Origin of the sequence: Pseudarthrobacter sp. NIBRBAC000502770 (assembly GCF_006517815.1) — a bacterium.
Classification (GTDB): Bacteria; Actinomycetota; Actinomycetes; order Actinomycetales; family Micrococcaceae; genus Arthrobacter; species Arthrobacter niigatensis.
In genome coordinates this window covers 1,738,555-1,763,113 of record NZ_CP041198.1, presented here as the reverse complement: position 1 = coordinate 1,763,113, position 24,559 = coordinate 1,738,555, and the positions used below count along the sequence as shown (strand labels likewise).

Below are 24,559 nucleotides of genomic sequence, written 5' to 3'. Positions count from 1 at the left end.
TGCGGGACCGGTTATAAAAGTCGCTGCCTTGGGGAATAGACTGGGGTAATTAAATGGTGGTGAGGGGTGCTTCATTGGAAGAACGATCGGCGTCGGTGCCTACGGCGGAGGATGAAAAGAATCCTGCCGGTGTACAGGCCGGTATGGCATCCCCGGCGCGCCCTGGATCGTTGGTTCCCGTGGACAACTCTGGTTCACGCGCCACGTTTCCCGGCCGCAGGGAGCGCACCCGGTCCCGGCTTGCCCGCCTGACCGGCCGCGGAACGGCCACGTATTCGCCCATCCTTGAGCCATTGCTGCGGACGGTCCGGGCCAACAATCCCAAAGAGGACTTCGACCTCATCCAGCGCGCCTTCGACGTTGCCGAGCGCAGCCACCGCGGGCAGAAGCGCAAGAGCGGCGACCCGTACATCACCCACCCGGTGGCGGTGGCCACCATCCTGGCCGAGCTCGGCCTCAGCGGCACCACCCTGGCTGCGGCACTGCTGCACGACACTGTCGAGGACACCCCCTATACCCTTGCTGACCTGAAGCGGGACTTTGGCCCGGAAGTGGCAATGCTGGTGGACGGCGTGACCAAACTGGACAAGGTCAGCTTCGGCGAGGCTGCCCAGTCGGAGACTGTCCGCAAAATGGTCGTGGCCATGGCCAAGGACATCCGCGTCCTGATGATCAAGCTCGCGGACCGGTTGCACAACGCCCGCACCTGGCGCTTCGTGTCCGCAGAATCGTCCGCCCGCAAAGCCCGCGAAACCCTGGAAATCTTCGCTCCGCTGGCGCACCGCCTCGGCATGAACACCATCAAGTGGGAGCTGGAGGACCTGTCCTTCGCTGCGCTCTATCCCAAGGTGTACGAGGAAATCGTCAGGATGGTGGGGGACCGGACCCCCGAGCGGGAAAAGAGCCTGGGCGTCATCCGTGACCAGATCACCGAGGATCTGCGCGGCGCCAAAATCAAAGCCACCATTACCGGCCGGCCCAAGCACTACTACTCCATCTACCAAAAGATGATTGTCCGGGACAAGGACTTCGACGACATCAACGACCTCATGGGCGTCCGTGTGCTGGTCGATTCCGTCCGGGACTGTTACGCCGCCCTGGGCATCATGCATTCGCGCTGGAACCCCCTGCCCGGCAGGTTCAAGGACTACATCGCGATGCCCAAATTCAACATGTACCAGTCCCTGCACACCACCGTGATCGGCCCTGGCGGCAAACCGGTGGAGATCCAGATCCGCACCCATGAGATGCACCGCCGGGCCGAGTACGGCGTGGCGGCCCACTGGAAGTACAAGGACCAGCCCAACCGCACCGCGGTGGGCCCCGGAAGCCCCCGCGACGGCGACATGGGATGGCTGCGCTCCCTGGTGGACTGGCAGCAGGAAACGTCCGATCCAGGGGAGTTCCTGGATTCGCTGCGGTTTGAGATCAACGCCCGCGAAGTGTTCGTCTTCACCCCCAAGGGCGAGGTCATGGCGCTGCCCGCCGGTTCAACCCCGGTGGACTTCGCCTACGCCGTGCACACCGAGGTGGGCCACCGCACCATTGGTGCACGGGTCAACGGCAAGCTGGTCCCGCTCAACAGCGAACTGAACCACGGCGACTGGGTGGAAATTTTCACCTCCAAGGCAGAAGGGGCAGGACCAAGCCAGGACTGGCAGCACTTCGTCAAGAGCGCCCGTGCCCGCAACAAGATCCGCCAGTGGTTCAGCAAGGAACGCCGCGAAGAAGCGATTGACCGCGGCAAGGAACTGTTGACCCGCGCCATGCGGAAACAGAACCTGCCGCTGCAGCGGTTGATGACCCATGAGGCCCTGGCCGTAGTGGCCGAGGAATTCAAATATGCGGACATCTCCGGCCTGTACGCCGGCGTCGGCGACGGGCATACATCTGCCCAGTCCGTCATGGAAAAGCTCATCGAAAGCCTGGGAGGCAACGAGAGTGCCGATGATGACGTCGAAGAGGTCAGCATCCCCACCCAGGTCACCAAGGCCCGCTTCTCCGACTCCGGTGTGGTGGTCCGCGGCGTTGGTGACGTGTGGGTGAAGCTGGCACGCTGCTGCACGCCCGTTCCCCCCGACCCGATTCTTGGCTTCGTGACCAGGGGTTCAGGTGTCTCCGTGCACCGCACCGACTGCACCAACATCTCGGACCTGAAGGACCAGCCGGACCGGATCGTGGATGTGGACTGGGCGCCCACCCAGTCCAGCGTCTTCCTGGTGGAAATCCAGGTGGAGGCGCTGGACCGCAAGTCATTGCTCTCGGATGTCACACGCGTCCTCTCGGACAACCACGTCAATATCCTTGCTGCCAGCGTCCACACCTCGACGGACCGGGTGGCCATCTCAAAGTTCGCTTTCGAGATGGGCGACCCCAAGTACCTCAGCCACGTCCTCAGCGCCGTCCGCAGGATCGACGGGGTGTTCGACGTCTACCGTACTACCGGAAACAAGCGCCGGAGCTAGCAAAGCCAGCTTCTCCAAGGCAGCCCGCTTGTGCGGAACCCGCGGTGTTGCCTCGATCGCGAGCACCAGGAGCCGCAGCCGCACGTCCTGCTGCGGCCTGGCCAGCAAACCGGTGAGGGCGGGCACGGCACGCTCCGTTTCCACGTGGAGGGCGATGTCGAGGGCAGTCCGCAGGGGGCTGGAAACCATCAGTCCGCCCAGGCTGACCACATCGAACGGTCCGAGCTTCACTTCGTGCAGCGTGCAGCCGCGGGTATTCCGCAGGCTGGAGACGCGCCGCTTGGCATCCACCAGCAGCGCCAGCCTGTCCGGCTCCGCCGCGCAGCCGTAGATCCAGGCGGCCGTCATCCGGCCCGCCACCACACGCTGGCGTATTGCCGCCGGAACAGCCCCTGCCGCAGCCCGTGCCCTCAGCTGCGGGGACGGGGGAAGCCCGGGCAGGGTGTAGCCGTTGTGGTGGAAGCGCGCCAGCAGTCCGTCGGCCGCCAATGATTGGAGTTCGGGGCCGGCGAAGGGCTTCCCTGGTGCATAGAGTTCGGGAAACCGTGGCGGGGCAGCCCCTTCCGTCCCGCCGGTCGGGCATCCCTGCCGCGGGGGCGCAGCGGACACTTCCCGGCCCGGGCCGGCGGAGGATGAACCTGGAGGTGTGGCCATGGCTCCATCCTGCCCGGACCACGATTAACGGGAACAGGCCCGGTCCGGGTTATGTGGATAACGGGGACCGGGCCTGTGGCCTCACCTCAGGGCTGGAAGGTCAGGACAGCTCGCTTGCTGAACGCTGGATCTGGTCAAGCCAGGCCTGGCGGGCTTCGAGCGCCTCCTGTGCGGCCTTGATCTTGCGCTGGTCGCCGGTCTTCTCGGCATTGGCGAGGTCTTCCTGGAGCCCGGCAATGGCCGATTCCAGCTGCGAGAGCGCGCTGTTGGTGCGTGCCTTCCGCTCCGGGTTGGACCGCTGCCACTGTTCTTCCTCGGCGTGGCGGACGGCATCCTCCACCTTGCGGAGTCCGGCCTCGATCCGGCCCATGTCAGCACGGGGCACCTTGCCGGCGTCTTCCCAGCGGTCGCGGACGGACTGGAGTGCCTTCTTGGCTGCCGCCAGGTCCTTCACCGGCAGGATGCTGTTGGCCTCCGCCAGCAGCTCCTCCTTTACCGTAAGGTTTGCCGCGTACTCCTGGTCGATCTCGTCGTTGGCAGCCTGCCGGGAGGTGAAGAACACGTCCTGTGCGGCGCGGAACCGGGCCCAGAGCGCGTCATCGTCCTTCCGGCTGGCGCGCGGCGATGCCTTCCACTGGTCCATCAGCCGGCGGTATTCGCCGGCGGCGAAGCCCCAGTCCGTTGAGGTGGACAGCGCCTCAGCCTCGGCGATCAGCTTCTCCTTGGCGGCCTTGGCCGCCGAGTTGTTGCTGTCCAGCTGGGAGAAGTAGGCCCGGCGGTGCCTGTCAAAGACGGTACGTGCAGCCCTGAACCGCTTCCACAGCGCATCCTCGTTGCTCCGGCCCAGCCGCACACCGCTCTTCTGGGCAGTTTTCCAGTTCTCAAACAACTCGTTCATCCGGGCGCTGGAGGTCTTCCACTGGGTCTGCGCGGGGTCCTGGCCGGAAATCTGTTCTGCTTCGGCAACAATGGCTTCGCGGGCTGCGAGCTCGGAGGCGCGGACGGCATCGTGTTCGGCCTTCTCCGCTTTCTCCAGCTCGGTGATCTGCCCGGACAGCTGGTCCAGGCGGGCCTCGGCGGCCCGCAGGTCGCCCACCATGTTGCGTTCGGCGAGCTGTTCACGCAGGTGCGCCACCGTCTTCTGCATGTCGGTGCTGGAAGCCTTGGAACTGACTCGCTGTTCCAGGAGCACAATCTGCGCCACGACGTCGTCGTATTTCCGGGCGAAGTAGATCAGCGCCTCATCGCCGCTCACGCCGGGGTACTGGCCCACGGGGTGTTCGCCGCCGTCGATGGTCAGGTAAACGTGGCCGTCGCCTTCCACGCGGCCCCACTTGGAGGCCTCGGCGACGGACGTGCTGGGTGCGGCGGGGGCCGGTGCGGCAGCGGGGGCAGCGGCGGCCGGCTTGGGGCGCGAAGCAAAGGCAGCGGGTGACGGTGCGGACGGCCGGGGCCCGGGAGCCGGCGCGGCCGCGCCAGCGACGGTGCCCGTGCCGGCCTGGTCTTCGGGCTTTGCAGGACCGTCCGCGGCGGCCTCAACTTCAGCGGTGCCTTCCTCCGAAGCTGTGGCTTCAGGTGTCACGAGTGCCTGCTCGGCATCTGCAGCAGGAAGGGTAGCGTCGTCGGCGGCCGGTGCCGTGGTGTCGCTTGCGCCTGTTGCTGTTTCGTCGGATTTCTGACTGTCTGTCACCGCTAAAAGTCTTTCGCTTGGAGGGAAATACTCACGTACTGCACCGTAGCCCTGCGGGCCCGGCCTACTTCAGAGAAAACGAGTCTATCGTGACTGGTTGTTTTGGCGCTCCGTCCGTGTCGCTGGCACCCGGCGTGATGCCGGCGGCAGCGATGCCGGACACCACATCCAGGCCCGACGTCACCTTGCCCACCACGGTGTAGCCGCCCGCGGCATCTGCCGGAATGGCGGTGTCCTTGTAGACGATGAAGAACTGCGTCCCGTTGCCGTAGGCGTTGTTGCCGGTACGGGCAACGGCAATGGTCCCGGCGGGATACATGTTGTCCGCGGGGGTGTTTTCCAGTGGGCCCCACGTGTAGTTGGGATCGCCCTGGCCGTCGCCGTTGGGCGAACCGCACTGCAGCACGCCGAACTGGTCTGCGGTGGTGAGCCGGTGGCACGTCTTGCCGTTGAAGTAGCCTTCGTCGCTGAGGGACTTGAAGACGGCGGCGGCCTGCGGAGCTTTGGTTCCGTCAACCTCCACGCCCAGGGGACTGCCGTTCAGCATCAATTGCCCGGTGAACGTCTTTCCGGCCGCCGTGTCTGCCGCCGGAATGTTCGGACCGTTGGTTGCCGGAGCCGACGGAGTGGCGGACGCGCTGGCGGAAGCGGACGGCTCTGTCAGCCCCGCCTTGGCTGCCGCATATTCGTCCTCGGTGGGGTTCCCGGCGAACGCGGTGAGTTGAAGGACGACGGCGAGCACCACAGCGGCGGTTCCGGCACCGGCGGCCACGAGGTTGTCCCGTTTCCGCCGCTTCTCCTGGTCGCGCCGGAGCTCACGCTTGGCTTCCATTTGCTGGATGCGCCGTTTCGTTTCGCGGGCACTGCGTGAACTGGCCGCCAAGGGTCCTCCTCATCGTCGGGCTCCTGCATTCCGCGGGCAGCCGCGGGGCGCAGGAAGTAAAGGGGCCAGGCTGTACGCGTCCGCTGCATTAGAGATGCACACGGATGACGCATAAACTGGCTGCCGCACATAGTTTATGCATGGCTGGCTGTGCTGCCGCCGTACGCCGCCTGGGCGGTGTGGCCGCCGGTGCCGCCGCGCCTTCCATCCCTAAGGAGAACCTTCCCCATGGCACGCACCGCCTCCCTGTCCGGATTCCCCGAGTGGCTTCCAGAGGAGCGGCTGGTGGAGCTGCATGTGCTCGATACCCTGCGCAGGGTCTTTGAGCTCCATGGTTTTGCCTCAATTGAAACCCGCGCCGTGGAGACGGTGGGCCAGCTCCTGCGCAAGGGGGAGATCGACAAGGAAGTCTATGGACTGAGCCGGCTCCAGGAGGACGAGGGCGACAATCCGGTCAAGGGCGGCAAGGCCGACCCCAACGCGCTTGCCCTGCACTTTGACCTGACGGTGCCGTTTGCCCGCTACGTCGTCGAAAACGCCGGTTACCTTGCCTTCCCGTTCCGCCGCTACCAGATCCAGAAGGTGTGGCGCGGTGAGCGGCCCCAGGAGGGCCGGGCCCGTGAATTCACGCAGGCGGATATCGACGTGGTGGGCGACGGCGAGCTTCCGTTCCGTTACGACGTCGAAATTGCGCTGGTCATCGCCGAGGCACTGAGCGCGCTGCCCATCCCGGACTTCCGCCTCCGTATCAACAACCGCAAGCTGGCCGAAGGCTTCTACCGCGGCATCGGCCTTGATGACACCGCTGGGGTGCTGCGCAGCATCGACAAGCTTGAAAAGATCGGTCCCGCCAAGGTGACGGAACTGCTGAAGGCCGAACTGGGCGCAACCGAAGACCAGGCCACCAAGGCACTCCAGCTCGCCGCCATCCGCACGGAAGACACGTCCTTCGTGGCGCAGGTCCGTGCCCTCGGTGTCAGCAACGAGCTCCTGGATGAAGGCCTGGACGAACTGGAGCAGGTCATCGATGCCGCCGTGCAGCGGGCTCCCGGCAAGGTACTGGCAGACCTCAGCATCGCCCGCGGCCTGGACTACTACACCGGCACCGTGGTGGAAACGGTGCTGGTGGGCCACGAGCAGCTGGGTTCCATCTGCTCCGGCGGCCGGTACGACGCCCTGGCGTCCAAGGGCAACCGCAAGTTCCCGGGCGTGGGGTTGTCCATCGGCGTGACCCGCCTGGTGTCGCGCATCCTCAGCCAGGACCTGGCCAAAGCCTCCCGTTCGGTTCCCACCGCCGTGCTGGTGGCCCTGAATCACGACGACAGCTGGGGCGCGGCCCAGGATGTCGCCGCCCTGCTGCGCAGCCGCGGAATTCCCACCGAGGTGGCGGCCAGGGCCGAGAAGTTCGGCAAGCAGATCAAGTTCGCGGACCGCCGGGGGATCCCCTTCGTCTGGTTCACCGACGAGGACGGCACCCACCAGGTCAAGGACATCCGCACCGGTGAACAGGTGCTGGCCGCTCCCGAAACCTGGATGCCGCCCGTCGGGGACCTCACGGTGCAGGTTGAAACCACCTCGCCGGCAGCTGCCTCCGTTTAGTCAGGACCTCGGGGCCCGGGACGCTGGCGCTGGCGCTGAGGCTGCCGGAAACGCAGCACCAGCGCGCGCCCGGCCACACCCGCGGCCAGGACCGCTGCCATAGCCAGGACCGAAGCCCGGGGCAGGGTGAAGGCCAGGACGGCGCAGCCGAGGAAGCCGAGGACATTCAGCCAGCGGGGGGCGTACCCGGGGTGCGTTGCCAGCGTGAAGGCGGAGGCGTTGGCAACGGCGTAATAGACCAGCACGCCGAAGCTTGAAAAGCCCACCACGGTCATCACGTCGGTGGTCACCAGGAGCAGGATCACGACGGCGGCCACGGCGAGTTCGGCCACATACGGAACGGTATGGCTGCCACCCACTTTTGCCAGCGGGCCCGGAAGATCGCGTTCCCGTGCCATGGCCAGGGTGGTCCGGCCCACGCCGGTAATCAGTGCGAGGAGGGCGCCCAGGCACGCGGCGGCAGCGCCGGCCTGCACCAGCGGCGCGGCAGGGGCAAGACGGGAATCGAGGACGGCGTCCAGCAGCGGTGTCGCGGATGTCCCGAGCCGCTCTCCGAGGTGGGCAAGCAGGAGCAATGCCAGCAGCAGGTAGATGGCGAAGGCGGCCGCCAGGGCTGCCAGGATGGCCCGGGGGATGGCCCGGGCGGGGTCCTTGACTTCTTCGCCCAGCGTGGCGATCCGGGCGTAGCCGGCAAAGGCGAAAAACACCAGGCCTGCCGCCGGCAGCACCCCCGCCGGGTTGTCCGACGGCGCCCCGGCGGGTCCGGCCCCGGCGTGCGGGCCCAGCCACGCAGCAACCGCGACGAACACCAGCGTCGCGAGGACCATGCACAGCAGGATGCGCGTCAGCAGGGCGGTCCGGGTTATGCCGAGCAGGTTGACTCCGGTGAGCGCCACGACAGCGGCCACCGCCACCGGGACCGCGTAATCCCGTGCCACGTAGTTGCCGAACGTCAGAGCCATGGCCGCGCAGGAGGCTGTCTTGCCAGTGACGAAACCCCAGCCGGCCAGGAAGCCCGGCCATTCGCCGAGCTGGTTCCTGCCGTACACGTAGGTCCCGCCGCTGGTGGGGTAAATGGCCGCAAGGGCGGCAGACGCGACGGCGTTGCAGTACGCCACCACACCCGCGACGAGCACGGAGAGGACCAGCAGGTTTCCGGCCAGCGCGGCGGCCGGAGCGAAGACCACGAATACCCCGGCGCCCAGCATGGACCCGAGTCCGATCGCGGTGGCGTCAAAGGTCCCGAGCCTGCGCTGCAGCTGCTGCGGTTCGCTCATGCGGTGGCATCGCCCTTCCAGCGGGTAAACTCGGACGGGATCGTTCCCGCAACGATCATATTGAACTTCCCACTGTTTTCCCGCAGAAAGGCGTGCTGTGCTGCGCACACATGACCTCGGATCCCTTCGTTCCGAGCACATTGGACAAACCGTAACCCTGGCCGGCTGGGTGGGCCGCCGTCGTGACCACGGTGGTGTGGCATTCGTCGACCTGCGTGACGCTTCCGGCGTGGCCCAGGTGGTGGTCCGCGAGGAGGAAGTGTTCCACGGACTGCGCAACGAATACGTCCTGCAGGTCACGGGCACCGTGTCCAAGCGCCCCGAAGGTAATGAGAACCCGGCGCTGGCCACTGGTGGGATCGAGGTCATCGCCGAGGACGTCACCATCCTCAACACCTCCGACCCCCTGCCGTTCCAGATTGACGAACACGTGGAAGTCGGCGAGGAAGCCCGCCTCAAGCACCGCTACCTGGACCTGCGCCGCCCCGGCCCCAGCCGCAACCTGCGGCTCCGTTCCGAGGCCAACCGGGTGGCGCGCGACCTGCTCCACCAGGAGGGCTTCGTGGAGATCGAGACGCCCACCCTCACGCGTTCGACGCCGGAGGGCGCCCGTGACTTCCTGGTTCCGGCACGCCTGGCTCCGGGTTCCTGGTACGCGCTTCCGCAGTCCCCGCAGCTGTTCAAGCAGCTGCTGCAGGTGGGCGGGTTCGAAAAGTACTACCAAATCGCCCGCTGCTACCGCGACGAGGACTTCCGCGCGGACCGGCAGCCGGAATTCACCCAGCTGGACATCGAGGCGAGCTTCGTTGACCAGGACGACATCATCCGGCTGGGCGAGAACATCGTCAAGGCTGTGTGGCAACTCATCGGGGTGGAGATTCCCACGCCCATCCAGCGCATCACGTACGCGGACGCGATGGGCCGGTACGGCTCCGACAAGCCGGACCTTCGCTTCGGGCTGGAGCTGACCGAGCTCACCGAATTCTTCAAGGACACCAACTTCGGCGTGTTCAAGGCTCCCTACGTGGGCGCCGTCGTCATGCCCGGCGGTGCTTCGCAGGCGCGCCGCGCCCTGGACGCCTGGCAGGAATGGGCCAAGCAGCGCGGGGCCAAGGGCCTTGCGTACGTCCTGTACAAGGAAGACGGCGAGCTCGCGGGACCGGTGGCGAAGAACCTCACCGAGTTTGAGCGTGCCGGCCTGGCCGACGCCGTGGGCGCGAAGCCCGGCGACTGCATCTTCTTCGCCGCTGGTGAAAAGACCCCCTCGCGCGCCCTGCTGGGTGCCGCCCGCGTGGAAATCGGCCACCGCACCGGCCTGATCGATCCCACAGACTGGGCCTTCTGCTGGGTGGTGGATGCACCCATGTTCGAACCCGCCGCCGCTGCCGTCGCCTCCGGCGATGTTGCTGTCGGCGGAGGCCAGTGGACTGCCGTGCACCACGCCTTCACCTCGCCCAAGCCGGAATTCCTTGACACATTCGACAAGGATCCCGAGTCGGCGCTCTCCTACGCCTACGACATTGTCTGCAACGGCAACGAAATCGGTGGCGGCTCCATCCGTATCCACCAGCGCGAAGTGCAGGAACGCGTCTTCGAACTGATGGGCCTGGACAAGGAAGACGCCCAGACCAAGTTCGGGTTCCTGCTGGAAGGCTTCAAGTACGGCGCGCCCCCGCACGGTGGCATTGCCTTCGGCTGGGACCGCGTGGTGTCGCTGCTGGCGGGCGTCGAGTCCATCCGCGACGTCATCGCCTTCCCGAAGTCCGGCGGCGGCCATGACCCCCTCACCGAGGCCCCGGCCCCGATCACGCCGCAGCAGCGCAAGGAAGCGGGCGTGGACTTCAAGCCGGAGGCCAAAAAGCCGGAAGCGAAGAAGCCAGAAGACAAGCAGTAGTGCACGGTTAGTGGCCCCAGGCCGCAATCATTGGAGGTTCCCCGGTCCGCCCGGGGGACCTCCTGCCGTTAAGGAAGGAACAGCCCCGTGACCACACCGAGCCAGGTCCAACCCGCACCCCTGGGCCTTGAAGCCGCCATGGACGCAGCGTGGCCAGCGCCGGACCGCCATGAGGCCGGCGGCTGGATGCTTCGGGCGGCCGCAGGCGTCACCCAGCGGGCCAACTCCATCTGGCCACGCAGTGAACAGTTCGGTGGCGACCAGTGCAGCGACGACCTCCCGGGCCTGCTCAGGGAGGCCAGGGCCTGGTACCGCAGCCGCCGCCTCCCGGTCATCTTCCAGCTCTTCGACACCCCGGCAGCGTCCGCGCTTCACCGGCTGCTGGACGCGGAGTGCTTCACCCGCCAGTCCGAGACCCTGGTCATGACCCGCAGCGCAATGGACGCCCGGATTCCCGCAGGCGCCGCGGCAGCGGTGGAACTCTCCACAGAGCCGTCAGGGGAGTGGCTGCGGGTCTGGTGGGACGTGGACGGCCGGGGAGGGGAGGACCCTCTGGCCGTCGCCGAAACCATCCTCAAGGGCTGTCCCTCCGTGTATGCCCTGGCGCGTGACGGCGACGGGCGGCCAGCCGCCGTCGGGCGCCTTGCCCTCCCGGACGGCAGTGGGCAGGGCGGCCTGTACTGCATGGCCACCCTTCCGGAAGCGCGCCGCAAGGGTTTCGCCGCAGCCATCCTGCAGGGCCTGCTTCACGCCGGCAAAGCGCGCGGCGTGCACGGCTTCTGGCTGCTGGTCACGGCAGCGAACCACGGCGCGCAGGAGCTGTACGCGAAGTCAGGCTTCCGCGAAGCCGGCCGCTACCTGTACCGTCAGGAGCGCCCCCGGCGCGCCCCCACCGGCTGCTGACAATCAAGGACGGCCGGCTAACCCGCCGGATCCGTCACCGTGACCCGCACCGAGCAGGCATCCGCCGCGGCCTTCTTCAACACGGCGGTCCGGGGCTCGGCAACGTCCAGGTAGGCAAGGCGCGGCAAGCGTGCGTACCCGCGCAGCAGCGGCTCGGCAAGGACGAGGTCCGCCAGGGTCCTGTCGCCGCCGGGCACCACATACTCGAAGGCGGCCCCGCGGAACACCTCCACGGCCTGCTGCGCCACGGCACCCACCAGGGCATCGGCCTGGTTGGAACGGCGGCGGGCAAAGCGCTGCTGGGACTGGCCGCCCGCCGCGGTGCGGGACTGGACGTACCGGGTGCCTGCCTTGGATGCGAGCAGGATGCCTTCACTTGCCACCCCGATGCCGTATCCGCCCCGCCTCACCAGCAGCAGTCCCAGCCGGCGCGGCTGGGAAGCAAGTGCCGCGAGCCGCTCCAGCGGTCCGGTGCCGCGGCCCGGACGACCATCGGCCGGCCACGGAGCCTGCAGGAGCGCCTCCGCGCCGTCGGCCGCCACAAGGAGCAGGCCGTCGTCGCCGTCCTGCAACTGGTAACCGCCGTGGGAGGTGCCGAAGCGTTCCGCCCAGCCCGGCAGCCGCGGGCCGGACACGAATGCTGTCCTCACGGAAGACTGGGCGCCGGAGTGGCCGGGGGCGTGCATGGCGGTTCCTTGCGGTCAGGGGGAGGGGAAAAGCAGGTGCCGGACTGGAAGTAGCCTATCTATGTGGATGATCTCTTCGGGAACGGGCCAGAAAACGACGACGACGACCGGCCCGCCGCCAGGGAGAGCGCCGGTTCCCGGGGCAACGGTTCGCCGCGCAGCCCGCTTGCCGTTCGCATGCGGCCCCGCACCCTGGACGAGGTGGTGGGCCAGCAGCACCTGCTCGGCCAAGGCTCGCCGCTGCGCCAGCTGGCGGCCGGTGCAGGCGCGGACGCCGCCGGTCCGGCCGGACCCAGCTCCCTGATCCTGTGGGGCCCTCCGGGCACCGGCAAGACCACGCTGGCGCACGTCATTGCGCGGGGGCCGGGCCGGAAGTTCGTCGAGCTGTCCGCCATCACTGCCGGCGTCAAGGATGTCCGGCGGGTCATGGACGACGCCCTGACCGCCCGCGACCTCTACAAGACCACCACGGTGCTGTTCCTGGACGAGATCCACCGCTTCAACAAGGCCCAGCAGGACGCCCTGCTCCCCGGCGTCGAAAACCGGTGGGTGGTCCTCGTGGCTGCCACCACGGAAAACCCCTCTTTCTCGGTGGTCTCGCCGTTGCTCTCCCGCTCCCTGCTCCTCACGCTCAAGCCCTTGACGGATGCGGACATCGAGGGCCTCCTGGTGCGGGCCGTGGAGGATCCGCGCGGGCTGGGCGGCAAGGTCCGGCTCAGCGAGGAAGCCCTGGAGCACCTGGTCCGGCTGTCCGGCGGCGACGCCCGCAGGGCGCTTACCGCCCTGGAAGCCGCTGCGGGCGTCGCTTTCGGTGACGCGGACGACGTCGAACGTCCAGCGGGGGAGGACGGCGCACCTTCCGAACCTGTCGCCGAAGAGCCGGTCACCGTGGAGCTGCGCCACACCGAGCGCGCCCTGGATGCGGCCGCCGTCCGCTACGACCGTGCCGGGGACCAGCACTACGACGTGGCCAGCGCGTTCATTAAGTCCATCAGGGGATCCGACGTGGACGCGGCCCTGCACTACCTTGCCCGGATGCTCGAGGCGGGGGAGGACCCCCGGTTCGTGGCCCGGCGGATCGTCATCTCCGCGGCCGAGGACGTGGGCATGGCAGATCCCACCGCGCTGCAGACCGCCGTCGCAGCAGCACAGGCCGTGCAGCTTATTGGCATGCCCGAGGGCCGGATCATCCTGGCGGAGGCTGTGGTCCACCTCGCCACCGCCCCCAAGTCGAACGCCGCCTACATGGGCATCAACAAAGCCATCGCAGATGTCCGGGCCGGCCTCGGCGTCGGAATTCCCGCCCACCTGCGCGATGCCCATTACCCGGGCTCCAAGCAGCTGGGCCACGGTGTTGGCTATAAGTACGCCCACGACGCGCCGCACGCAGTGGCCACCCAGCAGTATCCGCCCGATGACCTGGTGGGCCGCGACTACTACCAGCCCACCGGCAACGGTGCTGAACGGGACATCGCCCAACGGCTGGAGCGCCTGCGGAGGATTGTCCGGGGCACGTGATGGCGTGGTAAGCTGAATCTTTGTCTGGCAAGGCGCGGACGCACAATCTCCCCAATTCACTTTGGCAAGGTTATGCCCTGTGCCCAGTAGCAAAAGGCAGCGGTTGGCCGATGCTCTCCATCGTGGAGGCCAGTAACCCTGACACACCGCAGATATTGGAAGGACACAAGTGGCTAACAACACTCGTGCTCGCCGTCAGGCCCGCCTCTCGCGGTCCCTCGGCATTGCCCTGACCCCCAAGGCCGCCAAGTACATGGAGCGCCGTCCGTACGGCCCCGGTGAGCATGGCCGCGCCCGCAAGAAGCAGGACTCCGACTACGCCGTACGTCTGCGCGAAAAGCAGCGCCTGCGTGCACAGTACGGCATCCGCGAAGCACAGATGACCCGTGCCTTCGAAGAAGCCCGCCGCACCAAGGGCCTGACCGGTGAGAACCTCATCGAACTGCTCGAAATGCGCCTTGACGCCCTGGTGCTGCGTGCCGGTTTTGCCCGCACCATCGCCCAGGCCCGCCAGCTGGTTGTGCACCGCCACATCATGGTTGACGGCGTCCGCGTTGACCGTCCGTCGTTCCGTGTCGGCGAGGGCCAGCTGGTCCACGTCCACAGCCGCAGCGAAACCATGGTTCCGCTCCAGGTTGCCGCAGCCGGCGCCCACCGCGACGTCCTGCCTGCCGTTCCGGCCTACCTGGACGTCAAGCTGGAAGCCCTGCAGGCCCGCCTGGTCCGCCGCCCCAAGCGTTCCGAGATCCCGGTGACCTGCGAAGAGCAGCTCGTCGTCGAATTCTACGCACGCTAAATCCCAGCAGCGTACCCAAAGAAGCCCGTGGCAAGCGCCGCGGGCTTCTTTGTATGTAAGGTACTTGGGGGACATCTGCGCGGCGCCCCTTTGCGGTCGCGGGCAGGCTGGAACCCAACCACGGAATTTCGAGGAGATGAACGTCTATGTCTGGTGGCGATATTGCCGGCCTGATCGCTGCCGGGGTGTTCGCGCTCCTGGTCCTGCTGCTTGCGGTCCCCATCCTGAAGCTGGGAAAAGTCTTCGATGAGGTGCGGACCACCATCAGGTCCCTGAGCGACGGCGCCACGCCCCTCATGGACGAGGTCACGGCCACCGTCTCCACGACCAACCAGCAGCTGAAGAAGGTGGACGGCATCTCGTCCAACGTCTCGGATGCCTCGGCCAACATTTCCGCGCTGTCCTCGCTGGTCGCCGCAACGGTCGGCTCCCCGCTGATCAAGGTTGCCGCCTTCAGCTACGGCGTCCGCAGCGCCTTCGCCAACCGACGGAAGCCCGCCGCCGGGCGCCGCAGCCGCTAGATCCGAAAAGAATAAACATGAAGAGAATTGTCTGGATGGGAATCGGCGTGGCCATCGGCGTCATTGCCTTCCGAAAAGTGAGCCAAGCCCAGGCCAGCCTGGGGCCGGAAGGGCTGAACCGCTCCGTGGGCCGGCTGGCCGACGGGGTCTACGACTTCGCCGACGCCGTCCGCGCCGGGATGCGGGAACGGGAAACAGACCTGAGGTCCGCCCTGGGCATCGAGTCCGCTGAAGTGGTCCGCCGCTAGGCCCGGCAGGGCTCAACACCGGCAGCCAGCCAACAACCGGCAGGACCCCCTATCCGGGGCCAGGCCACCTGAACGAAAGACCCGTGCCCCATCGGCGCGGACCAAGAAGGGTAAGAAAACAGCTCATGAAGTCGCAGGAGATCACAAAGCGCTGGGTGGACTTTTTTGTCAGCAAGGGCCACACCGCGGTTCCCTCCGCATCGCTGGTCTCCAGCGACCCCTCGCTGCTGTTCACGGTGGCCGGCATGGTCCCGTTCATTCCCTACCTCACCGCGCGCGAGGAAGCACCATACTCCCGCGCCACCAGTGTCCAGAAGTGCATCCGCACCGGCGACATCGAGGAAGTGGGCAAGACCGCCCGGCACGGCACCTTCTTCCAGATGTGCGGCAACTTCTCCTTTGGCGACTACTTCAAGGAAGACGCCATCAAGTTCGCCTGGGAGCTGCTCACCACGGGCGTTGACGACGGCGGCTACGGCCTTCCGCCCGAGAAGCTGTGGGTGACCGTCTATGAGGAGGACGACGAGGCCGAGGAGCTGTGGCTGAAGAACACCGGCGTCCCCGCCGAACGCATCCAGCGCATGGGCAAGTCGGACAACTACTGGTCAACTGGCCAGCCCGGCCCGGCAGGACCCTGCTCCGAGATCTACTACGACCGCGGACCGGCCTACGGCATCGAAGGCGGACCGCTGGCTGACGAGACCCGCTACATCGAGATCTGGAACCTCGTGTTCATGCAGTACCAGATCGAGAACGTCCGCTCCAAGGTCGACTTTGACATCGTTGGAGAGCTGCCGAAGAAGAACATCGATACCGGCCTGGGCATGGAACGCCTCGCGATGATCCTGCAGGGCGTCGAGAACATGTACGAGACCGACCAGGTCCGCCCCGTGATCGACAAGGCCGCCGAACTCTCCGGCAAGGAGTACACCTCCGCGGAAACCGAGGACGATCCGCACCACACCGACGACGTCCGCATGCGCGTGGTGGCAGACCACGTCCGGTCGGCCCTCATGCTGATCTCCGACGGGGTCACACCGTCCAACGAAGGACGTGGCTACGTTTTGCGCCGCCTCATCCGCCGCGCCGTGCGTTCCATGCGCCTCCTCGGCGTCGAGCAGGCCTGCCTGCCCGACCTGCTGCCGGCTTCACGCGACGCCATGAAGGGCGTCTACCCCGTAGTGGCGACCGATTTCGACCGGATCAGCCGCATCGCCTACGCCGAGGAGAAGGCATTCCTGCGCACCATCGCCTCCGGCACCGCCCGGCTCGAGGACGCGGTCAAGGAGTCGAAGGCGGCCAACAAGCCCCTGTCAGGCGAGGATGCCTTCACCCTGCACGACACCTACGGCTTCCCGATCGACCTCACCCTTGAGATGGCCGAAGAGGCCGGCCTGAAGGTTGATGAGGCGGCGTTCCGCAGCCTCATGCAGGAACAGCGCCAGCGCGCCCAGGCCGACGCCAAGGGCAAGAAGGGCGGCCACGCCGACGTCAGCGTCTTCCAGGAAATCCTGGGCCAGGGCGAGACAGTCTTCACCGGGTACTCCGAACTCGAAGGCGAATCCCGCGTCCGCGGACTGCTCAGCGCGGGCCGGCAGGTCCAGCAGGCGTCCACCGGTGACGAGATCGAACTCGTGCTTGCCGAGACGCCGTTCTACGCCGAAGCCGGCGGCCAGGCCGCAGACACGGGCCTGATCACCGGTGACGGGTTCGTCGTCGAGGTCCTGGACGTCCAGCGCCCTGTGAAGGGACTGAGCGTACACAAGGCGGTTGTCCGCGAAGGTGAAATCGGCGCAGACTCCCTGGTGCGCGCCGCCGTCGACCGTGAACGCCGCCATGCCGCCGAGCAGGCGCACACCGGCACGCACATCGTGCACGCCGCCCTGCACCAGATCCTGGGCCCGGAAGCCACCCAGCGCGGATCCTTCAACAAGGCCGGCTACCTGCGCTTCGATTTTGCCTGGGGCGAGGGGCTGAGCACTGCTACGCGGTCCGAGATCGAAGAGGTCTCCAACCTTGCCATCCGCAACAACTACGCGGTGGAAACGAAGATCATGGGGCTGGCCGAGGCTAAGGCCCTCGGTGCCATGGCGCTCTTCGGCGAGAACTATGGCAGCGAAGTGCGGGTGGTGGAAATCGACGGCGCCTGGTCCCGCGAGCTCTGCGGCGGCACCCACGTCGCCAACACCTCGCTGATCGGCAGCCTGTCCCTGCTGGGCGAACAGTCCGTAGGTTCAGGGAACCGCCGCGTGGAGGCGTTTGTCGGCATGGAGGCCTTCCGCCACCTTGCGGCCGAACGCGCGCTGGTGACTGAGCTGACTGATCTGCTCAAGGTTCCGTCCGGCCAGCTTGCCGACAGGATTTCCGCAACCCTGGCCAAGCTCAAGGCCACGGAGAAGGAATTGGACCGGCTCCGCAAGGAACAGCTTGCTGCGTCGGCCGCCCAGCTGGTCAGCACCGCCCGCGACGCCGGTGGAGTGCAGGTGCTGGCCCATGACGCCGGCACCGTCAGTGGCGCGGACGACCTCCGCGGGCTGGCCCTCGACCTCCGCAACCGCCTGGGTTCCGGTGCGGCGGCCGTTGCCGTCGCCGGCGTCGCCAATGACCGTCCCCTGATCCTGGTGGCCACCAACGAGGCCGCCAGGGAGGCAGGCGTTAAGGCCGGTGCCCTGGTCCGGGTCGCCGCCGGTGTCCTCGGTGGTGGCGGCGGCGGCAAGGACGACGTCGCCCAGGGCGGCGGAACCGACGCCGGAAAGGTCGGCGCTGCCCTGGCAGCCGTCGTCGACGCCATCTCAAGGCGATAACCGGGCCATGACCAGTGCTGTTGCTGACGGCGGCTACCCCCAGGGCGTGAAGCTGGGGGTGGACGTCGGCACCGTCCGCGTAGGGGTGGCCATCTGCGACCGCGATTCGATTCTTGCCACGCCCTATAAGACCCTCGACCGGAACGCTAAAAAGAATTCGGACGTGCGCGTGATCGCCAAGCTCGCGGAAGAGCTTGGAGCCGTTCAGGTCATCGTCGGCCTCCCCAAAACCATGAAGGGCGAGGAACACGCGTCTGCCCGGATGGCGGCCGACTATGCACTGCTTTTGGCAACCGAGCTTGCCGGCCGCGGCCTGGCAGTTCCGGTTAACCTCGTGGACGAACGCCTCAGCAGTGTCTCGGCCCACCGGAACCTGCATGAAGCTGGCATGAGCAGCAGGGACCACCGTAAAGTAGTTGATCAGGTCGCGGCGGCGGGTATTCTTCAGCACGCCATCGACATGCAGAAAGCCAGGGGAGCGGATGTCGGCTCACGCGTGACAGCGCCATCCCCGTCCGTGGACCTGGGGGCCGGTGGGGCGGACCAGCCCGTCCGCGCCATCCCCGCGGACACGAACCAATCTTCAGATAATGGAAGGCAACAGTGAGCCCTGCCAACATTGACGACACCTCCAGTCCGCTGGACCCCGGGGCCGGGAGGCCACTGACCCGCAAGGAACTGCGGGCCCGGGAGAAAAGCCTCAACACCGGAGGCCACGACGCCGTGCCCGAGCAGGCCTACGAAACCGGTGACGTCCCGCCGCCACCGGCGGCACCTCCTGCCGCCGCGGCGGCCGCGCCCACCTTTGCCCCGCATCCCGTTACTGGAGATGTCCCGGCAGCACCGCAAACGCCACCGTCCATCCAGGACGACCATGCCGGGCACGGCACCTCCGATGAAGGTGCCGCCGGCACCCCGCCGCCCCTCGGCCACCCCGACGACGTACCGCACCATGGGGAAGCGGCGCACCATGACGACGCCGCCCACCAGGACGAGGTGCACTACGCCGACGCGCACCATGGGGAAGCGGCGCACCACGACGACGTCCCGCACCACGGGGACGAGGTGCACTACGCCGACGCACACCACCACGACGTCCCGCACCAGGACACCCACCTCCACCATGAGGAGGACGTGCACGGCCACTACGGGTCGACGGATTACCACCACGGCGACACCCACCCGGAGTCGGCGCATGCGGACCCGGTGGCCGGAATCCTCCCGGCAGCGTCCGCTGAAGTGGTGAAGCGGCCGTCCAAGAAGGTCCGGCGCCGCCGCAGGCTGCTGGCCCTGTTCCTGACCCTTGCTGTCTTTGTGACGGCGGTCGCCGTAGGCGCCCAGTTCCTCAAACCTTTGCTGGGCGACGGGAAGCCATCGGACTTTCCCGGTCCCGGAACCGGCGAGGTGCACGTGACCGTTGCCAGCGGCGAGGGGACGCGCTCCGTCGCCACCGAGCTGGAAAACCAGCGTGTCGTAGCCAACGCGGACACTTTCATGCAGGCGTTCCATGCCTCCGGGGCAACCTTGTCGCCCGGCGACTACGTCTTCAAGAACGAAATGAAGAACGCCGATGCCGTCAATGTCCTGGCCGGCAAGGACAAGACCAAAGTCATCTACTTTGCGCTGAGTGCGGGCCTGCGGATCAGCGAGTCCCTGCAGGCGATCTCCGATGGCTCGGGAGCGTCCATGCAGCAACTGCAGGCGCTCAGCAACCAACCGGCCCAGTTCGGCCTGCCGGCCAACGCCAAGAACCTCGAAGGCTACCTCGCTCCCGGCGAGTACCGCTTTCCGTTGGGCACCCCTGTCAAGGACATCCTGCAGGCCTTGGTGAAGTCCACCACCGACGAACTGGTATCCCAGGGCATCACCGATCCGGCCAAGCAGTACGAGGCCGTCATTGTGGCAAGCATCGTCCAGGCCGAAGGCGGGCAGGCCGACTACGGCGACGTGGCCGGTGCCATCTACAACCGGCTCAAGCCCAACGACCAGACCGGCGGGTTCCTGCAGGTTGACTCGGCCGTCACCTACGGCCTCGGCACCCGGAGCTTCAACTTCACTGATGAGCAGCGGAAGGACAAGTCCAACCCGTACAACACCTACGCCAATCCGGGACTGCCGCCCGGGCCCATCGGCTCACCGGGCAAGACCGCCATCGACGCTGCCGCCCGGCCCAAGGCCAACGACTACCTCTACTGGGTGACCGTGAACCTGGACACCAAGGAGACCAAGTTCGCCAAGACGCTGGCCGAACACAACACCTACGTTGAGCAGTACAACGCGTGGTGCCAGGCCAACGCGGGCCGCTGCACATGAGCCTGCGGGCTGCCGTCCTTGGCCACCCGATCAGCCACTCGAAGTCCCCGGCGCTGCACCTCTCTGCCTACGGGCAGCTCGGGGCCGGCATCAGTTACACGGCCATCGACGTCACGGAGGCGCTGCTCCCCGCGTTCATGCGTCAGATCCGGGACCAGCCGGGCTGGCGGGGCCTCTCGGTGACCATGCCCCTGAAGACGGCCATGCTGGATGAGGTGGACGAGGTACGTGGGGTGGCGGGGACCCTCGGCGTGGTCAACACCGTCACGTTCGAGGAATCGGCGGGCAGCCTGAAGGCTGTGGGCTCGAATACGGACGTCACAGGCATCGTCAATGCCCTGCGGCACGCCGGCACCAAGGCGGCCCCGTCGGCCGTCATCCTCGGCGGCGGCGGAACAGCGGCATCGGCCATCGCTGCCCTGCAGGAGCTGGGCACCGGCACCGTGCAGGTCTTTGTCCGTGATGCGTCCCGGACGTCGGAGGTCCGCTCCGCCGCCGACAGCCTGGGCGTGGCCCTCGAAATCCGTCCGCTGGCTGCGGCCGCCCGTCCCACTGCGGAGGCCGACGTCGTCATTTCCACCCTGCCGCCCCGCGCGGCAGATGGACTCGCCGCGGAAATTGCGGCGTTGAAGACCAGGACCCCCGGCGTCCTGCTGGACGTTGCCTACGATCCGTGGCCCAGCCTGGTTGCTTCCGTGTGGCAGGCCGGCGGGGGTGCCGTAGTGCCCGGCCTGGAAATGCTGCTGTACCAGGCCGTGGAACAGGTGCGGCTCTTCACCCGGCGCGGGGAAGACGTTAATGCAGCTGTCATAGATGTGATGTGTGACGCAGTCGGCCTTGCCCGGCGGGCGTTCTGACCGCCCTACGTGGCAGGATGGAAATTATGCGTTGGTTGACTGCCGGTGAATCCCATGGCCCGGCTCTGATGGGAATTATTGAAGGCGTCCCCGCCGGGGTGGAAATCACCGGTGGCCACATCGCAGACTCCCTGGCCCGCCGCCGGCTTGGCTACGGGCGGGGGGCCCGGATGAAGTTCGAGCAGGACGTGGTCACTATCCTCGGCGGTGTCCGGCACGGCCTGACCCAGGGCGGTCCCGTCGCCATCCAGGTGGCGAACACCGAATGGCCCAAGTGGGAGCAGATCATGTCCGCCGACCCGGTGGAACCCGGACTCCTCGCCGACCAGGCGCGCAATGCGCCCCTGACGCGGCCGCGCCCGGGGCACGCAGACTTCACGGGCATGCAGAAGTACGGCTTCGACGAAGCCCGCCCGGTGCTGGAGCGCGCCAGCGCACGGGAGACCGCCACCCGCGTGGCACTGGGGACCGTGGCGGCCCAGTTCCTCAAGCACCTCGGCATTGAACTTGTCAGCCATACCGTGTCCATCGCCAGCGTGACGGTACCCGAAGGCCGCCCGCTGCCCGTGCCCGGTGACGTCATCGCCCTGGACGCGGACCCCCTGCGCTGCTTCGACCGCGAAACTTCGGACGCCATGGTGGCCGAAGTGGATGCTGCGCACAAGGAAGGCGAAACCCTGGGCGGCGTGGTGGAAGTCCTGGCGTACGGGCTACCGCCCGGACTGGGCAGCTACGTGCACTGGGACCGCCGCCTGGACGCCAGGCTGGCGGCCGCCCTCATGGGCATCCAGGCCATCAAGGGGGTTGAGGTCGGCGACGGCTTCCTGACCGCTGCACGCCGTGGCTCCGCTGCCCACGACGAAATCGTCCGGGACGGCGACGGCCGCATTGTCCGCGCCAGCAACCGCGCCGGCGGCATCGAAGGCGGCATGAGCATCGGCGATGTCCTCCGGGTCCGCGCAGCCATGAAGCCCATCGCAACCGTTCCGCGCGCCCTGCGGACCATCGACGTCAGCACCGGGGAGCCGGCCAAGGCACACCACCAGCGCTCGGATGTCTGCGCAGTTCCGGCTGCCGGCGTGGTGGCCGAGGCCATGGTGGCCCTGGTCCTCGCTGAAGCCGTCATTGAAAAGTTCGGCGGTGACTCCGTGGCGGAAACCGCGCGCAACATCAAGGGTTACCTGGACAGCATCCCGGCATCCCTGGACTCGATCGGCCAGTAGTGCTCCACCGCAGCAGTCCCGGACCTCTCGGCGACCGGCCGATAGTGCTCATCGGCCCGATGGCCGTAGGAAAATCGGCCATCGGACAGCAGCTCGCCCAGCAGGTGGGCGCCAGGTTCATCGACACGGACGCGGTGATCGTGGCCGGCCACGGGTCCATCGCGGACATCTTCGCAGGACGCGGCGAGCACGCGTTCCGGGAGATCGAGGCCCGGACCGTCGCCGACGCCGTCGAGGAAGCCGAAGGCACACCCACGATAATTTCGCTGGGCGGCGGGGCTGTACTCGACTCGGGAACGCAGCAACTGATCAGCCGCTGCACCGTTGTGTACCTGGAGTGCGACGCCGATACCGTGGCGGACCGGATAGCCCGGAACTCCGGCCGTCCCCTCCTCGCCGGCGATGCCATGGGCCGCTGGACGGCAATGTTCGCCACCCGCAGGCCGGTCTACGAGAGGCTGGCCGACATCACCCTGGACGTCCGCCACGGCTCAATACCTGAGCTCGGCGGCCGGCTGGAAGCAGCACTGCGGAACCACGCAGCTGCCAAACAGGAAGTTGAAAAGTGAACACGCAATCAACAGTCATCAACGTCACCGGCGAAGGTGCCGGCAACAACTACGGCGTCGTCGTCGGGCGCGGCCTGCTTGGTGACCTTCCCGGGCTGCTCGGGGAGCGCGTCCGGCGGGTCCTGGTGATCCACCCCCGTGCCCTGCGCCTCACCGGAGACACTGTCCGGGACGAACTCGCCGCTGCCGGCTTCACCTCCCTCACCGCCGAAATCCCGGACGCGGAAGAAGGCAAGCACATCCAGGTGGCCGCTTTCTGCTGGCAGGTCCTCGGCCAGAATGATTTCACCCGCTCCGATGCCATTGTTGCCGTGGGCGGGGGCGCGGTGACCGACCTCGCCGGCTTCGTCGCCGCCACCTGGCTGCGCGGGGTCAAGGTCATCCACATGCCCACCAGCCTGCTGGGCATGGTGGATGCGTCCGTGGGCGGCAAGACCGGCATCAACACCGCTGAGGGAAAGAACCTGGTGGGTGCCTTCCACCCGCCCGCTGCCGTCCTGGCGGACCTGGACACGCTGGACACGCTGCCGAAAAACGAGATGATTTCCGGCCTCGCCGAGGTCATCAAGTGCGGCTTCATCGCCGATCCCGCCATCCTTGACCTGGTCGAAACGGACCCCGCCGCGGTGGTGGACCCCCGCTCCGAAGCGCTCCGCGAACTCGTTGAACGGGCCATTGCGGTCAAGGCGAAGGTGGTCTCCGAGGACCTCAAGGAATCCGGCCTCCGGGAGATCCTGAACTACGGCCACACCCTGGGCCACGCCATCGAACTGGTGGAACGCTACTCCTGGCGGCACGGGGCCGCCGTGTCCGTCGGGATGATGTTCGCCGCGGAACTCGCCCGCAGCGTCGGGCGGCTCAGCGATGCCGACGCCGACCGGCACCGGAGCATCCTTGACGGGCTTGGGCTTCCTGTCACCTACCGGCGGGACCGGTGGCAGGGCCTGCTCGACGGCATGCGCCGTGACAAGAAATCCCGGGGGGACCTGCTGCGCTTCGTCGTCCTGGACGGCATCGCCAAGCCCGGAATCCTCGACGTCCCGGACACGTCGCTGCTGTTTGCCGCCTACCAGGAGATTGCTTCCTGATGCAGGGCGATATGAGTGGGACCGCTGACTGGCCAGAGGCCGGCTTCCCGGGGATCAGGATCAACCCGGATACCCTGCGCGCGCAGATCATCAACGAGGACGCGGTCAGGGAGGCCCTGGCTGCCTCCACCGACCCTGCCGACCCGATCTTCGTGCTGCTCGTGGAGGGCCATGCCTCCGACGCCGCCGAACTGCTTGCCGAAGCCCGGTTCAAGGACCCGGAATCATTCCGGCTGCGCCTTTTCGAGGCCGAGGTGCTGAGTGTCTCGCACCGGATGGACCGCGCCATCGAGTTGTTCCGCCAGCTCGTCGCCGAGGTGCACGGGACACCCCGCGAAGCGCCCGCATTGCAATACCTGGGACGCACGCAATACGCGGCCGGCCAGACCTCGGCCGCCGTTGAGTCCTTCTCCAAGGCCCTGGACCTCCGGGTGGCACAGTCAGCGGATGCGGCCCAGATCTACTCCTCCACCGTGGCCTTGCAGCGGGCCCGGGACGTCCTGGACCTGGCCTGCTGAGCCCCGTCCCGCAGCACCGGAAAGGCTTCCCGGTATTTACCGGTAGAATGGTT

General features: G+C 67.2%; 21 protein-coding genes. 16 read left to right on the top strand and 5 right to left on the bottom strand.

Features of this window, described 5'->3' with window-relative positions; translation table 11 throughout:
* The first annotated feature begins 74 nt into the window (after window positions 1–74).
* Window positions 75–2,465 (top strand): bifunctional (p)ppGpp synthetase/guanosine-3',5'-bis(diphosphate) 3'-pyrophosphohydrolase, encoded by a 2,391-nt coding sequence (locus NIBR502770_RS08455; RefSeq protein WP_141160330.1) that lies wholly within the window; start codon window positions 75–77, stop codon window positions 2,463–2,465.
* Here NIBR502770_RS08455 and NIBR502770_RS08450 read toward each other — a convergent pair.
* The 3 genes from NIBR502770_RS08450 to NIBR502770_RS08440 form a co-directional block, all read right to left on the bottom strand.
* Window positions 2,346–3,119 carry a type IV toxin-antitoxin system AbiEi family antitoxin gene (locus NIBR502770_RS08450; protein WP_141160331.1) on the bottom strand — a complete coding sequence of 258 codons (774 nt, stop codon included), beginning with the start codon at window positions 3,117–3,119 and terminating at the stop codon, window positions 2,346–2,348. The two genes, NIBR502770_RS08455 and NIBR502770_RS08450, sit on opposite strands and share 120 nt — an antisense overlap.
* 100 nt (window positions 3,120–3,219) lie before the next feature.
* Window positions 3,220–4,809: a DUF349 domain-containing protein gene (locus NIBR502770_RS08445; protein WP_141181657.1), complete on the bottom strand. Its 1,590-nt coding sequence runs from the start codon at window positions 4,807–4,809 to the stop codon at window positions 3,220–3,222.
* A 64-nt stretch (window positions 4,810–4,873) separates the two neighbouring features.
* Entirely contained in the window at window positions 4,874–5,692 is an 819-nt protein-coding gene (locus NIBR502770_RS08440) for a peptidylprolyl isomerase (RefSeq protein ID WP_141160333.1), read from the bottom strand.
* A 228-nt stretch (window positions 5,693–5,920) separates the two neighbouring features.
* Between NIBR502770_RS08440 and hisS the strand changes: the two genes are divergently transcribed.
* Window positions 5,921–7,291: a histidine--tRNA ligase gene (gene hisS, locus NIBR502770_RS08435; RefSeq protein ID WP_141181656.1), complete on the top strand. Its 1,371-nt coding sequence runs from the start codon at window positions 5,921–5,923 to the stop codon at window positions 7,289–7,291.
* Here hisS and NIBR502770_RS08430 read toward each other — a convergent pair.
* Complete coding sequence (locus NIBR502770_RS08430) at window positions 7,288–8,568, bottom strand: APC family permease (protein WP_141181655.1); 1,281 nt, start codon at window positions 8,566–8,568, stop codon at window positions 7,288–7,290. The genes hisS and NIBR502770_RS08430 overlap by 4 nt on opposite strands.
* A 97-nt stretch (window positions 8,569–8,665) precedes the next feature.
* On the opposite strand from NIBR502770_RS08430, the gene aspS reads away from it, so the two are divergent.
* Both aspS and NIBR502770_RS08420 read left to right on the top strand, forming a co-directional pair.
* Complete coding sequence (gene aspS / locus NIBR502770_RS08425; protein ID WP_141181654.1) at window positions 8,666–10,462, top strand: aspartate--tRNA ligase; 1,797 nt, start codon at window positions 8,666–8,668, stop codon at window positions 10,460–10,462.
* 138 nt (window positions 10,463–10,600) lie between these two features.
* Window positions 10,601–11,365 carry an N-acetyltransferase gene (locus NIBR502770_RS08420; RefSeq protein ID WP_141183368.1) on the top strand — a complete coding sequence of 255 codons (765 nt, stop codon included), beginning with the start codon at window positions 10,601–10,603 and terminating at the stop codon, window positions 11,363–11,365.
* Between the two features lie 17 nt (window positions 11,366–11,382).
* Here the strand turns inward: NIBR502770_RS08420 and NIBR502770_RS08415 are convergent, their stop codons facing one another.
* Window positions 11,383–12,051: an acVLRF1 family peptidyl-tRNA hydrolase gene (locus NIBR502770_RS08415; RefSeq protein WP_141181653.1), complete on the bottom strand. Its 669-nt coding sequence runs from the start codon at window positions 12,049–12,051 to the stop codon at window positions 11,383–11,385.
* A gap of 63 nt (window positions 12,052–12,114) precedes the next feature.
* Here NIBR502770_RS08415 and NIBR502770_RS08410 point away from each other — a divergent pair, with 63 nt between their 5' ends.
* The 12 genes from NIBR502770_RS08410 (at window position 12,115) to NIBR502770_RS08355 (ending at window position 24,506) form a co-directional block, all read left to right on the top strand.
* The gene (locus NIBR502770_RS08410) at window positions 12,115–13,569 is read left to right on the top strand and encodes a replication-associated recombination protein A (RefSeq protein ID WP_141160338.1); all 1,455 of its coding nucleotides are present in this window, start codon (window positions 12,115–12,117) and stop codon (window positions 13,567–13,569) included.
* A gap of 169 nt (window positions 13,570–13,738) precedes the next feature.
* Window positions 13,739–14,365, top strand: coding sequence for a 30S ribosomal protein S4 (gene rpsD, locus NIBR502770_RS08405; RefSeq protein ID WP_009357431.1), 627 nt, complete (start codon window positions 13,739–13,741; stop codon window positions 14,363–14,365).
* 146 nt (window positions 14,366–14,511) lie between these two features.
* Window positions 14,512–14,886: a DUF948 domain-containing protein gene (locus tag NIBR502770_RS08400; protein WP_141160339.1), complete on the top strand. Its 375-nt coding sequence runs from the start codon at window positions 14,512–14,514 to the stop codon at window positions 14,884–14,886.
* A 17-nt stretch (window positions 14,887–14,903) separates the two neighbouring features.
* Window positions 14,904–15,134, top strand: coding sequence for a DUF6167 family protein (locus tag NIBR502770_RS08395; RefSeq protein ID WP_246839678.1), 231 nt, complete (start codon window positions 14,904–14,906; stop codon window positions 15,132–15,134).
* Between the two features lie 125 nt (window positions 15,135–15,259).
* Window positions 15,260–17,938 carry an alanine--tRNA ligase gene (gene alaS, locus NIBR502770_RS08390; RefSeq protein WP_141181652.1) on the top strand — a complete coding sequence of 893 codons (2,679 nt, stop codon included), beginning with the start codon at window positions 15,260–15,262 and terminating at the stop codon, window positions 17,936–17,938.
* 7 nt (window positions 17,939–17,945) lie between these two features.
* Entirely contained in the window at window positions 17,946–18,545 is a 600-nt protein-coding gene (ruvX, locus tag NIBR502770_RS08385; RefSeq protein ID WP_141160341.1) for a Holliday junction resolvase RuvX, read from the top strand.
* A complete protein-coding gene (gene mltG / locus NIBR502770_RS08380) occupies window positions 18,542–20,251 on the top strand; it encodes an endolytic transglycosylase MltG (protein WP_141181651.1) in 1,710 nt (569 codons plus the stop codon). Before ruvX ends, mltG begins: the two co-directional genes overlap by 4 nt.
* Window positions 20,248–21,108: a shikimate dehydrogenase gene (locus NIBR502770_RS08375; protein ID WP_141181650.1), complete on the top strand. Its 861-nt coding sequence runs from the start codon at window positions 20,248–20,250 to the stop codon at window positions 21,106–21,108. Before mltG ends, NIBR502770_RS08375 begins: the two co-directional genes overlap by 4 nt.
* 23 nt (window positions 21,109–21,131) lie before the next feature.
* Window positions 21,132–22,331 carry a chorismate synthase gene (gene aroC / locus NIBR502770_RS08370; RefSeq protein WP_141183367.1) on the top strand — a complete coding sequence of 400 codons (1,200 nt, stop codon included), beginning with the start codon at window positions 21,132–21,134 and terminating at the stop codon, window positions 22,329–22,331.
* Window positions 22,331–22,900, top strand: a complete 570-nt coding sequence (locus NIBR502770_RS08365; RefSeq protein WP_141160344.1) for a shikimate kinase — start codon at window positions 22,331–22,333, stop codon at window positions 22,898–22,900. The genes aroC and NIBR502770_RS08365 overlap by 1 nt, the downstream gene beginning before the upstream one ends.
* On the top strand, window positions 22,897–23,988 hold the full coding sequence (gene aroB, locus NIBR502770_RS08360) for a 3-dehydroquinate synthase (protein ID WP_141160345.1): 1,092 nt from the start codon (window positions 22,897–22,899) through the stop codon (window positions 23,986–23,988). The genes NIBR502770_RS08365 and aroB overlap by 4 nt, the downstream gene beginning before the upstream one ends.
* Entirely contained in the window at window positions 23,988–24,506 is a 519-nt protein-coding gene (locus NIBR502770_RS08355; RefSeq protein WP_141160346.1) for a tetratricopeptide repeat protein, read from the top strand. The genes aroB and NIBR502770_RS08355 overlap by 1 nt, the downstream gene beginning before the upstream one ends.
* The last annotated feature ends 53 nt before the right edge of the window (window positions 24,507–24,559 follow it).

Bases quoted from the DNA above. Each gene is read 5' to 3' on its own strand.
- NIBR502770_RS08450 (WP_141160331.1), bottom strand. From the start codon at position 3,119: ATGGCCACACCTCCAGGTTCATCCTCCGCCGGCCCGGGCCGGGAAGTG.
- hisS (WP_141181656.1), top strand. From the start codon at position 5,921: ATGGCACGCACCGCCTCCCTGTCCGGATTCCCCGAGTGGCTTCCAGAG.
- NIBR502770_RS08430 (WP_141181655.1), bottom strand. From the start codon at position 8,568: ATGAGCGAACCGCAGCAGCTGCAGCGCAGGCTCGGGACCTTTGACGCC.
- NIBR502770_RS08420 (WP_141183368.1), top strand. From the start codon at position 10,601: ATGGACGCAGCGTGGCCAGCGCCGGACCGCCATGAGGCCGGCGGCTGG.
- NIBR502770_RS08415 (WP_141181653.1), bottom strand. From the start codon at position 12,051: ATGCACGCCCCCGGCCACTCCGGCGCCCAGTCTTCCGTGAGGACAGCA.
- NIBR502770_RS08400 (WP_141160339.1), top strand. From the start codon at position 14,512: ATGTCTGGTGGCGATATTGCCGGCCTGATCGCTGCCGGGGTGTTCGCG.
- NIBR502770_RS08395 (WP_246839678.1), top strand. From the start codon at position 14,904: ATGAAGAGAATTGTCTGGATGGGAATCGGCGTGGCCATCGGCGTCATT.
- alaS (WP_141181652.1), top strand. From the start codon at position 15,260: ATGAAGTCGCAGGAGATCACAAAGCGCTGGGTGGACTTTTTTGTCAGC.
- ruvX (WP_141160341.1), top strand. From the start codon at position 17,946: ATGACCAGTGCTGTTGCTGACGGCGGCTACCCCCAGGGCGTGAAGCTG.
- NIBR502770_RS08375 (WP_141181650.1), top strand. From the start codon at position 20,248: ATGAGCCTGCGGGCTGCCGTCCTTGGCCACCCGATCAGCCACTCGAAG.
- NIBR502770_RS08355 (WP_141160346.1), top strand. From the start codon at position 23,988: ATGCAGGGCGATATGAGTGGGACCGCTGACTGGCCAGAGGCCGGCTTC.